General features: G+C 60.8%; 9 protein-coding genes. 4 read left to right on the top strand and 5 right to left on the bottom strand.

Annotated features, from left to right (window positions below):
* Nucleotides 1-123 precede the first annotated feature (123 nt).
* Nucleotides 124-1,752: an MFS transporter gene (locus HCK86_RS13245; RefSeq protein WP_176084960.1), complete on the top strand. Its 1,629-nt coding sequence runs from the start codon at nucleotides 124-126 to the stop codon at nucleotides 1,750-1,752.
* Nucleotides 1,753-1,861: 109 nt separating this feature from the next.
* On the opposite strand, the gene HCK86_RS13250 is transcribed toward HCK86_RS13245, so the two are convergent.
* Entirely contained in the window at nucleotides 1,862-3,142 is a 1,281-nt protein-coding gene (locus HCK86_RS13250) for a lytic murein transglycosylase (protein WP_176084961.1), read from the bottom strand.
* 291 nt (nucleotides 3,143-3,433) lie between these two features.
* Between HCK86_RS13250 and HCK86_RS13255 the strand changes: the two genes are divergently transcribed.
* The 3 genes from HCK86_RS13255 (at nucleotide 3,434) to HCK86_RS13265 (ending at nucleotide 6,227) form a co-directional block, all read left to right on the top strand.
* Nucleotides 3,434-4,126 carry a glutathione S-transferase family protein gene (locus HCK86_RS13255; protein WP_176084962.1) on the top strand — a complete coding sequence of 231 codons (693 nt, stop codon included), beginning with the start codon at nucleotides 3,434-3,436 and terminating at the stop codon, nucleotides 4,124-4,126.
* A 95-nt stretch (nucleotides 4,127-4,221) separates the two neighbouring features.
* On the top strand, nucleotides 4,222-5,361 hold the full coding sequence (queG, locus tag HCK86_RS13260; protein WP_176084963.1) for a tRNA epoxyqueuosine(34) reductase QueG: 1,140 nt from the start codon (nucleotides 4,222-4,224) through the stop codon (nucleotides 5,359-5,361).
* Nucleotides 5,352-6,227 carry an SDR family oxidoreductase gene (locus HCK86_RS13265; RefSeq protein WP_176084964.1) on the top strand — a complete coding sequence of 292 codons (876 nt, stop codon included), beginning with the start codon at nucleotides 5,352-5,354 and terminating at the stop codon, nucleotides 6,225-6,227. Before queG ends, HCK86_RS13265 begins: the two co-directional genes overlap by 10 nt.
* A gap of 10 nt (nucleotides 6,228-6,237) precedes the next feature.
* Here HCK86_RS13265 and xth read toward each other — a convergent pair whose 3' ends face one another.
* From xth to amt, 4 genes are all read right to left on the bottom strand, one after another.
* A complete protein-coding gene (xth, locus tag HCK86_RS13270) occupies nucleotides 6,238-7,041 on the bottom strand; it encodes an exodeoxyribonuclease III (RefSeq protein WP_176084965.1) in 804 nt (267 codons plus the stop codon).
* A 68-nt stretch (nucleotides 7,042-7,109) separates the two neighbouring features.
* The gene (locus tag HCK86_RS13275) at nucleotides 7,110-7,853 is read right to left on the bottom strand and encodes an outer membrane lipoprotein carrier protein LolA (RefSeq protein WP_246739593.1); all 744 of its coding nucleotides are present in this window, start codon (nucleotides 7,851-7,853) and stop codon (nucleotides 7,110-7,112) included.
* 135 nt (nucleotides 7,854-7,988) lie between these two features.
* A complete protein-coding gene (locus tag HCK86_RS13280; protein WP_246739594.1) occupies nucleotides 7,989-10,697 on the bottom strand; it encodes a DNA translocase FtsK in 2,709 nt (902 codons plus the stop codon).
* A 343-nt stretch (nucleotides 10,698-11,040) separates the two neighbouring features.
* Nucleotides 11,041-12,384, bottom strand: a complete 1,344-nt coding sequence (amt, locus tag HCK86_RS13285) for an ammonium transporter (protein ID WP_176084966.1) — start codon at nucleotides 12,382-12,384, stop codon at nucleotides 11,041-11,043.
* Nucleotides 12,385-12,403: the final 19 nt, after the last annotated feature.

A 12,403-nucleotide genomic window follows, 5' to 3' on the forward strand; every position in this document is an offset into this window, starting at 1 on the left:
AATGCAAGCATTTCCGAAAGGCACTCTTTCGCGAAAAACCGTCACGGCTATAGGCAGGCGCCATGGTATCGGCCTATATTGCCGCACCGCCAGCACAGTCGAATCGCTTTAGGGATCAAGCGCATGCCGCAACCCCAGACCTTCCTGTCACCATTCTCCTACCCGACCTTCCGCAATATCTGGTCGGCGTCGATCATTTCCAATATCGGCGGCATGGTGCAGGGCGTGGGGGCGGCCTGGATGATGACGTCGCTGACGCCATCCGAAAATATGGTGGCGCTGGTCCAGACATCCAATACCCTGCCGGTCATGCTGTTTGCGCTTCTGGCAGGCGCGATTGCCGATAATTACGACCGGCGCAAGGTCATGCTGGCGGCGCAGATCTTCATGTGCGTCGTCTCCTTCATGCTCGCCTTTGTTGCCTTTTCGGGCCTGATCACGCCGTGGCTGCTGCTGGCCTTCACCTTCCTGATCGGTTGCGGCGGCTCTTTGAACAACCCGTCCTGGCAGGCCGCTGTCGGCGACATGGTGCCCCGCGAGGAGGTGTCCGGCGCCGTGTCGCTCAATTCGGTCGGCTTCAACGCCACCCGCGTTGTCGGTCCGGCCATCGGTGGCGCGATCCTCACCTTCACCAGCCCCGCCATCGCCTTTCTGATCAACGCTCTGACCTATATTCCGACGGCCATGGCGCTGGCCTTCTGGAAAAAGCCGGTCGAGGTTGACGAATTGCCGCGCGAAAAGATGGGCACGGCGATTCTCGCGGGCCTGCGCTATGCAGCCATGTCGCCAAACATCATCAATGTGCTCTGCCGCTCCGCCATCTTCGGCTTTGCCGCCGTCTCGCTTCTGGCGCTGCTGCCGGTTGTCGCCCGCGACGTGATTGACGGCGGACCGCTGACCTACGGCATCATGCTCGGCGCCTTCGGCATCGGCGCCATTGGCGGCGCTTTCGCCAATGCTCCGGTCCGCGCAAGGCTTTCGGGGGAAGGCATCGTCCGTTACGCCTTTCTCATTCTGGCCGTTTCGGCAACCGTGGTCGGCTTTTCCACCAGCCTTGTGATCTCCTGCATTGCACTTTTCTTTGCCGGAGCCTGCTGGGTGATGGAATTTTCGCTGTTCAACACCACGATCCAGCTCTCGACCCCGCGCTGGGTGGTCGGCCGGGTGCTCTCATTCTATGCCACCGCCACCTTCGGCGGCCAGGCGCTGGGTGCCTGGGTCTGGGGCATGCTGGCGGAAAATCATGGCATTGCCTTCTCGCTTGCCGTATCCGGCGCCACCATGGTTTTCGGTGCAGCCATGGGGCTGCTGTGGAGCATGCCAGGCTTCTCAAAGCTCGATCTGTCGCCGCTCAACCGTTTCCGCACACCGGAACTGAAGCTTGACCTTCTGCCGCGCTCCGGCCCGATCGTCATCGAACTGGAATTCGAAATCGCCGATGAGAACACCATCGAGTTCCTGCGGCTGATGTCGGACCGGCGGCGTATCCGCATCCGCGATGGCGCCCGCCACTGGGCGCTGATGCGCAATCTCGCCAATCCGGACATCTGGACGGAGACCTATCATTCGCCGACCTGGGCCGATTATGTGCGCCATAACCAGCGACGGCTCCTGTCGGACGGTGATCATTTCGATCAGGTGCGCGCCATTACCCGCAACCAGACAGGTCCGAAAGTGCGCCGCATGATCGAGCGCCAGGCCATTGCGCCCAAGGACGAGGTCTTCAACCGCACCTTCATGGATACGCACTGAACCTTGAGCATCGGGCGAAGAAGGGCTTGCCGGTTTTCGTGAAGCCGGTGCGTCAGGATAAGGCACCAGGTCATCGGGCGGCCCGGATAGTCCGTCCGATGCGCCGGGTTCAGTGCATCAGCTCTTTCTGCAGAGAGGGCGTCGGCCAGCAGGTCTGCTGGTAGCCGGAGCGTGCCTCCCAGTCGCCGATCGAACGCCTGGTCTTGTAGCCGACAAGCCCGTCGGCACCGCCGACGTCATAGCCCATGCCCTCAAGTTTCTTCTGCATGTCGGCGACGTCGGAGCGCAGCAGCGTTCCCGTCTTCTGCCAGGGTTTGACGAAGGATCCCATGCCATACTGGATCCGGTCGGCCAGATTGCCGACAAACAGCGCATAGAGATCTGAATTATTGTATTTCTTCAGCACATAGAAATTGTCGGTGACGACGAATTCCGGTCCGTAGCGCCCCTGCGGCACCAGCATCATGCCGGATTTGCGCATTTCATCGGCGGGGAAGCTTTTTCCGGCGACACGGTTGATCCCCTGGCTGACCCAGGACGAGATGGCGCGTGCATTGTCCGGCCCTTCCTGAGCGCAGGAGACATTGGCCGGGACCGTCACTTCATAACCCCAGTCGCGTCCTCTGACCCAGCCGTCGCTGGCCAGATGATTGGCAATCGTCGCCATGGCATCAGGCACGGAATCCCAGACATCCGTCACCCCGTCACGATCGAAATCGACGGCGTAATCGAGAAAATTGGACGGCATCAGCTGCGGCTGGCCGAAGGCGCCGGCCCATGAGGCCTTGCGTTTGTCGATCGGCGCCGCCCCTGACTGGACGATCTTCAGCGCATCGATGAATTCGGAGCGGAACATGGCCTGACGGCTGCCCGTCATGAATGCCTTGGTCGCCAGCACCTGAAGGATATCGTATTTTTCCTCCACCTCGCCGAAGCTCATCTCGCGACCCCATATGGCCAGCACAATGCGGCCCGGAACGCCATAGCGCGCCTCGATCTGATCCAGGACCGGCTGATATTGCCGGTAGAGCTTCTGGCCGCGCTGGGCGAGATAATTCAGATTATTTTCGCTGAAATAATTGCCGGGCTCGGAAAATTCCGGCTGGGTCTGGCGCCGTGTCGCCGGCGGCTTCTCGCCTGGCGGCACCAGATCGGGCAGCGACCAGTTGATCGCAAGCCCCTTTGTCGCCTTGTCGTAGACGGCGGGTTTGATACCGGCTTTGAGCGCCGCCTTGCGCATGTCACCGGAAAGCCAGCTGGAAAATTCGGCGTTGACGCTCGCCTGGCTATAGGCAAAGGCTTCTGCCGCCGGCAGGACAAGCAGCCCCGCAGCCAGAACAAGGAGCGCAGTGAAGCGCCGGGCGAAACGGAGTGCACGCAGCTCTGCCATGGTTCTGGTCTCCTTCCACGCATTTGGCCCCAGCTATTGCACAAACATGGTTACCGAAGGGTAAACGGGAAGAGCGGGAATGGCGCGCCAGATCGGTCATGGGCCGCATGGGATCAAGATGTCGTTGCCATGAGGGCGTTGACGGACGGATGGTCACCCATCATTAATCCTTAAATGCTTAATGGAAGAAAAAATTCACGATCGCCACACTCCGGACCGTCTCGGCGCGGGTGCTGATATCCTTACGTCCCGCCGCGCGATCTTCCGGCCGTTTCGAAATTGCGGAGCATCATGTCAACGCTTTATCACCACCCCATGTCCGCCGCCTCCCGCTTTGTCCGGCTTGTCATGGGCGAATATGATTTTGAGTTCGACCTCATCGAGGAACGCCCCTGGGAAAAGCGCCGGGCCTTTCTGGCTGCCAATCCTGCCGGCACGTTACCCGTCTATGTCGACGATAATATGCGCGTGCTCTGCGGCGCCTCGGTGATTGCCGAATTCATTGACGAAACCCATGGCGTCCTGCAGCGCGACCGCCGGCTTTTGGCCGAAGAACCGTTCCAGCGCGCCGAAATCCGCCGTCTGACCGAGTGGTTCCTGCAAAAGCTCGAACATGATGTCACCTATCCGCTGTGCCGCGAACGCGTCTACAAGCTGCAGATGACCAGCGGCAATGGCGGCGGCGCACCCGATTCGCGCATTCTGCGCGCCGCCCGCGCTAATATTCAGCAGCATCTGAAATATCTCTCCTGGCTCGGCGGCAGCCGCCCCTGGCTTGCCGGAAAACGGTTGAGCTATGCCGATCTTGCGGCGGGCGGCGCCATTTCGGTGCTTGATTATCTCGGCGAAATCAAATGGGAAGAAGCCCCCGGCGCCAAGGAATGGTATCAGCGGCTGAAGTCTCGCCCGTCCTTCCGCCCGCTTCTGGCAGAGCGCGTGCGCGGTGTTGTGCCGGTTTCCCATTATGCCGATCTCGATTTTTAAGTCTGTTGCCTTTTAGGCTTGACTTGCCAGAGCCCCCGTCAGGGGTAAAAATGGATCGTCATTGCTACATCCGCACAGCGCAAAAGGCTTGAGGCATGGACCGATCGACACAAAAGCTCAAGGCTTTCATCGACGGCGAAGCGCGCGACAACGGCTTCGATGTCTGCCGGATCACGCGCGCCGAAGCCATGCCGGACGCCGCCGAAGCGCTGCGTCAAGGCATCAGCGCCGGCTATTACGGCACGATGGCATGGATGGAAGCGACTTTTGAACGGCGCTCGAACCCGCTTCATCTCTGGCCCGAGGCCCGCTCGATCATCATGCTCGGCATGAATTACGGTCCCGACACCGATCCGCGCAGCCTGCTGCAACAGCCGGACAGGGCCAACATCTCGGTCTATGCCCGCAATCGCGACTATCACGATGTCATCAAGGGCAAACTGAAACAGATGGCCGGCCGGATCGCCGCAAGGACCGGCGAAGAGGTCAAGGTCTTTGTCGATACCGCCCCGGTGATGGAAAAGCCTCTGGCTGCCAAAGCCGGGCTCGGCTGGCAGGGCAAGCATACCAATCTCGTCAGCCGCAGCCATGGTTCCTGGCTGTTTCTCGGCTCGATCTTCACCACCGCAGAGCTTGCCGCGGACCCGGCCGAAAAGGATCATTGCGGACGGTGTCGCGCCTGCCTCGATGCCTGTCCGACCGATGCCTTTCCCGCTCCCTACAGGCTGGATGCGCGGCGCTGCATCTCCTATCTGACCATTGAGCATGCCGGCGACATACCGGAGGAATTCCGGGAGAAGATGGGCAACCGCATCTATGGCTGTGACGACTGTCTTGCCGCCTGCCCCTGGAACAAGTTCGCCCGCGCCGCTGCCGAGATCAAGCTTTCGGCGCGCGACGACCTGAAGGCCCCTGAGATCGCAACCTTTCTCGGCTTCGACGATCAGACCTTCCGCGCGTTCTTCTCCGGTTCACCAGTCAAGCGTATCGGCCGCGACCGCTTTGTGCGAAACTGCCTGATCGCGGCTGGAAACAGCGGTGAAAAGGCCCTTGCCGGCCGTTGCGAATTGCTGCTTGAGGATCCGTCCCCGCAGGTCAGGGCCATGGCGGTCTGGGCGCTCTCACGGCTGCTGGCAACCGAAGACTTTTCCCGCCTTGCCAGCCGTCATCGCCACGAAACGGACCCGAAAGTCAGCCATGAATGGGCAAATGGGAGGAGTGCGCTATGCATCTGATGATCTTTGGTGCCGGCTATTCCGGAAAGGAAATCGGGCGGGCGCTTGCGCCCAATGCCACCCAGGTTGCCGGAACGATCCGTTCTGCGGACAAGGCCGGCGCACTTGCCGATTGCGGCATGGAGGCGTTCATCTTCGATGGCGAGACGATCGACCCTGCGCTCAAGCACAAGCTCAGATCCGTCACCCATATCGTCCAGACCATTCCGCCGGGCGACAATGGCGATCCGTTGCTGCGCGCCGCCCGTGGTGCGACACGGCAGGATTTCCCCTCACTGCAATGGATCGGCTATCTTTCCACCATCGGCGTCTATGGCGACCACAAGGGCGAATGGATTGATGAAACGGCGCAATGCCGGCCGACCTCGCTGCGGTCTCAGCTGCGCTACGAGACCGAACGCAGCTGGCTGCAGGCGGGCGCCAACCATTGCATCCCGGTCGCGATCATGCGGCTTTCCGGCATTTACGGCCCCGGCCGCAACGTCTTTCTCAAGCTCAGGGATGGCTCCTCGAAGCGGGTGATCAAGCCGGGCCAGGTTTTCAACCGCGTCCGGGTCGAGGATGTCGGCTTTTCAACCGCCTTTCTCGCCGAACATGGCTTTGGCGGCGTCTTCAACATCACCGATGACGAACCGGCGCCGCCGCAGGACGTGATCGTCGAGGCGGCCCGGCTGATGGGCATCGCGCCGCCGCCGGAAGTCGCCTTCGAGGCGGCGGAAATGAGCGACATGGCGCGCTCCTTCTGGAGCGACAACAAGCGGGTCAGCAACAAGAAGATCTGCAATCTCGGCTATGAGTTCGAATTTCCGAACTACAGGCAGTCACTGAAGCAGATGTGGGAACTCGGGCGCCAGGACACAGCCTGACACGCCGCCCTCAAAGATCAAATGTCGCCGTCACCGGAACATGATCGGACGGCTTTTCCCAGCCGCGTGCCTCGGCCAGGATGTCGATGCCGGCAAGGGCTGGCGCAATATCGGGCGAAGACCAGACATGATCGAGCCTGCGGCCGCGATTGGCGGCAAGCCAGTCCTTGGCGCGGTAACTCCACCACGTATAGATCTTCTCCTCATCCGGCACGCCCTGGCGCATCAGATCGACCCAGCCACCAGCCGCCATCACCGCCTTCAGCCCATCGGTTTCAACCGGCGTATGGCTGACAATCTTCAGCAGCTGCTTGTGCGACCAGACATCATTCTCGAGCGGCGCAATGTTGAGATCACCCACCAGAACGGAGGAGACACCATCGCCCTTATCCGCCTGAAGAGCCTTCATTTCTTCTATGAAATCAAGCTTATGGCGAAACTTCGGATTGATTTCGGGATCCGGCTCGTCACCGCCGGCCGGCACATAGAAATTGTGCAGCCGGATCTTGCGACCACCCGCCTCGAACACCGCGGAGATATGGCGGGTATCGCCCATCTGGCAGTAATCGGTGGAAAAACTCTCCGACAGCGGCAGGCGTGAAGCGATCGCCACGCCATGATAACCCTTCTGGCCGTGCATGATGATATGCTCGTATCCGAGCGCCTTCAGCGGCTTCAGCGGAAACTGGTCATTGGTGCATTTTATTTCCTGCAGACAGAGCACGTCCGGGCGGCTGGCGGCCGCAAAGCGCTCGACGATCGGCATACGCAGCCGCACCGAGTTGATGTTCCAGGTCGAAATCTTCAGCTGCATCTGCCATTCCCGCCATTGCCGATCAAACAAGGCCCAGCAATAGGCGATTCTCAGGCCGGATCAAAGGTTCAATTCGGACCTGACATGATGTCATCATAGGGGATGCGGAAGGTCGACGGCCCGAACTGGATGCCGGAACGGGTATTGAACAGCATCACCGTCGTGTCCTTGCCCTGGGCATCGGTCACGATCCACTGGCGCAGGTCGAAGGTCTTGGTGTCGAAGGTCAGCGTGATGGTCTGGTCGCCGAAGATCGTCTTGTCGCCGAGCACGATCGTTGTCAGACCATCCTTTTCCTGAACATCGCGCACCATGCGATGCTGCAGATCGATATTGTCGGAGAGCAGCAGGCTGAGCGGCGTGCGAGACAGCGGATAGAAGTCCCAGGTCTCAAGCTTGGTGTTGCCGATGGCGACATTGCGCCCGTCCGCGATGACCTTGACCGGCGACGGCTGGTCATAGTCGAAGCGCAGCTTGCCCGGCCTTTCGAGATAGAATTTGCCGCCCTGCTGGTCGCCGGTCGGGCCGAACTGAACAAACTCGCCGGTCATCGTCTTGACCGAGGAAAAGTGATCCGCGATCTTCTGTGCCACATCGGCCGGTGCGGGGGTCACCGGCGCGCCTGCAGCCGGCGCGTCTCCACGATGGGTCGGCAGCGGAACATTGCTGCCTGTCGGCAGTTCGGGCGGGGTCGTCAGGGCTTCCGGCGGCGTGGGTGCCTGCGCGAATGCCGAAACCGGCAGCATCCCCACAACGAGGAGCGCGGCGAGGCCGAGCCTTTTATGTGCGGCTTTCTTGGTTTCAGAGGCCATGCCGTTCATTCCTTCGTCATTCAATGTCTCAATGAGCTCTATAACGGCCCAGATAGGATTTCGTGCCCCGCCATCAAGGCGCCTTGATGGCAAGGCCCGCCTGAAAGCCGGCAGATCCGGCTTTCTCGCCAGCAATCAGCGCGGCCCTTCGATAATGTCCTGTTCGGTGGGAACCAGGATTTCGCGCTTTCCGGCATGGTTGGCCGGGCCGATCACCCCTTCCTGCTCCATGCGCTCAATCAGGCTGGCTGCGCGGTTATAGCCGATGCCGAGCCGGCGCTGGATATAGGAGGTCGAAGCCTTGCCATCCCGAAGCACGATCGCCACGGCCTGGTCATAAGGATCATCCGAACGGCCGAGATTGCCAAGGCTGCCATCGCCCATATCGCCATCCTCGTCATCCTCGGCGGTAATCGCCTCAAGATAATCCGGCGTTCCCTGCGTCTTGAGATAGGCGACGATTTCCTCGACCTCAGGATCGGAAACGAAGGGGCCGTGAACACGCTGGATGCGGCCGCCACCGGCCATGTGCAGCATGTCGCCCTGACCGAGCAGCTGTTCGGCCCCCTGTTCGCCGAGAATGGTCCGGCTGTCGATCTTGGATGTGACCTGGAAGGAAATGCGGGTCGGGAAATTGGCCTTGATCGTGCCGGTGATGACATCGACCGAAGGACGCTGGGTGGCCATGATGACGTGGATACCGGCCGCACGGGCCATCTGCGCCAGCCGCTGCACCGCGCCTTCGATATCCTTGCCGGCCACCATCATCAGATCGGCCATCTCATCGATGATCACGACGATATAGGGCATCGGCGACATGTCGAATTCTTCGGTCTCGTAAAGCGCCTCACCGGTCTCGCGATCAAAGCCGACCTGAACCGTGCGCGACAGCGTCTCGCCCTTTTCCTCGGCCTGCTTCACCCGCGTATTGAAGCCGTCAATATTACGCACGCCGAGCTTGGCCATCTTCTTGTAGCGCTCTTCCATCTCCCGCACGGTCCATTTGAGCGCGACCACCGCCTTTTTCGGATCGGTCACAACCGGCGACAGAAGATGGGGAATGCCATCATAGACGGAGAGTTCAAGCATTTTCGGGTCGATCATGATCAGCCGGCACTGGTCCGGCGACATGCGGTAGAGCAGCGACAGGATCATGGTATTGACCGCAACCGACTTGCCCGAGCCGGTGGTACCGGCAATCAGCAGATGCGGCATCTTGGCGAGATCGACCGTAACCGGTTCGCCGCCAATGGTCTTGCCAAGCGCCATGGCGAGCTTGGCCTTGCTCTTCTCGAAATCCTCGCTGGCGATGATTTCCCGCAGAAATACGGTTTCCCGGGTCGGGTTCGGCAATTCGATGCCGATGGCATTGCGGCCGGGAATAACGGCAACACGTGCCGAAATGGCCGACATCGACCGGGCAATGTCATCGGCCAGACCGATGACGCGCGACGACTTGATTCCGGGCGCCGGCTCGAGCTCGTAAAGCGTGACAACCGGGCCGGGACGGACATGGATGATCTCACCCTTGACGCCGAAATCCTCCAGCACGCCTTCCAGCATACGGGCATTCTGTTCCAGCATCTCCGGTGACAGCGCGCGGTCGCGGGCAATCCCCTTCGGTTCGGCCAGAAGGTGGACCGCGGGAAGCTTGAAGCCGTCATCACTGATGAACGATGCCTGCGCGTCACGGGCCACCCGGGCGCTTGGCCGCGGTGGCGGCGCTGCCTGCGCCACGAAATTGGCCCGCGGCATCCGCCCGCCACCGGCAGCGGTCATCTCCGGATCGCGACGGCCGCGGCCGTCGGCCGGGCCACCATCGAAATCAGCGCTCAAAACACCCTGCGGCAGGACCTCGGCAGCGAAATCGTCATCATCCTCATATTCATCGAAAGGCGGCACGAAACCGGGCGCCCCGCGCGTCGCGCGGACATCGGGATCGATCAGGCTCGGCTCACCACGGCGCTGATAGGTGGGCGCCTCCAAGGGGGCATCGAGCCCGTCGAGCCGCTCAAGGGCGTCCTGATTGAAATCATAGGGCTCTTCAAAACCCTCGTCATCGTGACGGCGCGGGCTGCGGCCGAAAATGCGGTTGAAACGTGCCCTGATGATCAGCCAGGAATGCTCCATATAGCCCAGCAGCGGCAGCAGCGAGAAACCATGTTCGCGCTCGTCATCAAGATCGCCGACGGAAGGGATGGAGGAAGCCTCCGCCCGTTTCTTCGCCTGTGCCGATTCCGGCACGACCCGGGGATGACGAATGATCAGCCCGGCCGAAAACAGCATCAGAAACAGTGCCGGCAGCGCAAAAATCGCACCAATGATGATGGCGGCAATGCCCGCCGGATAATGACCGATGAAAAGCGCTGGAAAGCGCAGCACCAGATCGCCGGCAACACCGCCAAGCCCGTTGGGCAGCGGCCAGGTCGGCGGCGCCGGAACACAGCCGAGCACCGATGCGGTCATCGCCGAACCGCCGAGCCAGGCAAAAAAGCGAGACGGCTTGCGATAGATCTTGCGGCCGGTCATCATCGACAGCGACCAGGCAAGAACAGGCAGAAGCGCAAACACGGCGGCAAGCCCCAATGTCTGCATCACGATGTCGGAAAATTCCGCACCGCCATAGCCGAGAAGATTGGTGGGCAATCTGCCCGTTGCGTGAAAACTTGACGGATCGGCGACATTCCAGGTCGCCAGCGCCGCAATGGCAACGCAGAGCGCACCAAACAGAACAATACCGAGAAGGGCGACGATCTGGCGCCACAGGAAAGCGAGGACCGAAAATTCACCGTCGCCGCGCCCGCTCATCCGTTCTGCCGATGCCGTCATTCCTGTCTTTGCCATACTCAAACCCGCTCAGTCTTGGGAATGGCCGGCAACCCTGAGCGGGCTACCGCACCGCCTAGAGCGCCGTGCTTCCATCCGGACGCCCGAAGGACGCTCTATCTCTATGTTTTTCGAGCGTTTCCGGACAGAAAACCGGTATCCGCTTTCCCGGAAACGCTGCAGCCCGATCGCTATCGGACAATTCTCACCACTGTGAGACTAGCAGCGAGGAGTTAATGCCTCTTTAACCATGGCAGGCGGCCGACCATTTTCGCAGGCACCGCCATAAACAAAAACCCGGGCCGAAAGGCCCGGGTTGATGGCAAGGCTCCTGCGGGGAGCCAAGCGGGATAAGATCCGGTTACTTGAATTCCGGATAGGCTTCGACGCCGATTTCGGCCTTGTCGAGACCGGCTGTTTCCTCTTCCGGCGAAACCCGGATGCCCATGACGGCCTTGAGGATGAGCCAGACGACCAGCGACACGACGAAGGTGAAGATACCGATCGAAACAATACCGATGATCTGCGTGACATAGCTGGTGTCGGGGTTCGTCAGCGGAACGATGAAGGTACCCCAGATACCGGCGCAAAGGTGAACCGGAATAGCACCGACAACGTCATCGATCTTCAGCTTGTCGAGCAGCGGGACAACGACAACAACGATAACACCGCCGATGGCACCGATGAAGAGAGCGGCCGGAACGGACGGCGTCAGCGGCTCAGCCGTGATGGCAACGAGACCGGCAAGCGCACCGTTGAGAACCATGGTGACGTCGACCTTCTTGTAGATGATCTGCAGAAGGATCATGACGACGACGGCGCCGGCAGCAGCGGCCAGGTTGGTGTTGACGAAGATCTTCGAAACGGCCGATGCATCGGCAATCGAACCGAGTGCGAGCTGCGAACCGCCGTTAAAGCCGAACCAGCCGAGCCACAGGATGAAGGTACCGAGAACGGCGAGCGGAATGTTCGAGCCCGGCATCGGGTTGACCGTACCGTCGGAGGAGAACTTGCCAAGGCGCGGGCCGAGAACCAGGGCACCGGCGAGCGCTGCCCAGCCACCGACCGAGTGAACCAGCGTCGAGCCGGCGAAGTCGGAGAAGCCCATTTCGGACAGCCAGCCGCCGCCCCACTGCCAGGAACCGGTGATCGGGTACATGAAGCCCGTCAGGATGACGGTGAAGATCATGAACGGCCAGAGCTTGATGCGCTCGGCAAGCGTGCCCGAGACAACCGAAGCGGCCGTGGCGCAGAACACCATCTGGAAGAACCAGTCGGAAGCGACCGAATAGGACGAACCATCAGCCATGGCCGAAGCAGCTTCTGCATCCGGCGTCGGGATCATGTAGGGACCGAATGTGCCGATGAAGCCACCGTCGACATTGGTGTACATCAGGCTGTAGCCGGTGAACCAGAACATCAGACCGCCAACGGCATAGATGGCGACGTTCTTGAGGCCCTGCATCGAAGCGTTCTTGGTCCGCACCAGGCCCATTTCGAGCATGGCGAAACCAGCAGCCATCCACATGACGAGGAAGCCCATCACGAGGAACAGCAGCGTGTTCAGGATCCAGGCCACCTCACCCGGAACGCCTGCGGCTGTGGAAAGATCAATCACGGTCGTGTCCTGGGCAAAAGCCGGGAGCGCAAAAGAGCCAGCAGCAATAACGCTGGCGCCCGCGACAAGTTTGAGTTTGGAATACATAGAAAGAATACCCCCTGCG

Origin of the sequence: Martelella sp. HB161492, assembly GCF_013184775.1 — a bacterium.
Classification (GTDB): Bacteria; Pseudomonadota; Alphaproteobacteria; order Rhizobiales; family Rhizobiaceae; genus Martelella.

Coding starts and splice junctions, on each gene's coding strand:
- HCK86_RS13245 (WP_176084960.1), top strand. CDS start 124: ATGCCGCAACCCCAGACCTTCCTGTCACCATTCTCCTACCCGACCTTC.
- HCK86_RS13250 (WP_176084961.1), bottom strand. CDS start 3,142: ATGGCAGAGCTGCGTGCACTCCGTTTCGCCCGGCGCTTCACTGCGCTC.
- HCK86_RS13255 (WP_176084962.1), top strand. CDS start 3,434: ATGTCAACGCTTTATCACCACCCCATGTCCGCCGCCTCCCGCTTTGTC.
- queG (WP_176084963.1), top strand. CDS start 4,222: ATGGACCGATCGACACAAAAGCTCAAGGCTTTCATCGACGGCGAAGCG.
- HCK86_RS13265 (WP_176084964.1), top strand. CDS start 5,352: ATGCATCTGATGATCTTTGGTGCCGGCTATTCCGGAAAGGAAATCGGG.
- xth (WP_176084965.1), bottom strand. CDS start 7,041: ATGCAGCTGAAGATTTCGACCTGGAACATCAACTCGGTGCGGCTGCGT.
- HCK86_RS13275 (WP_246739593.1), bottom strand. CDS start 7,853: ATGGCCTCTGAAACCAAGAAAGCCGCACATAAAAGGCTCGGCCTCGCC.
- HCK86_RS13280 (WP_246739594.1), bottom strand. CDS start 10,697: ATGGCAAAGACAGGAATGACGGCATCGGCAGAACGGATGAGCGGGCGC.
- amt (WP_176084966.1), bottom strand. CDS start 12,384: ATGTATTCCAAACTCAAACTTGTCGCGGGCGCCAGCGTTATTGCTGCT.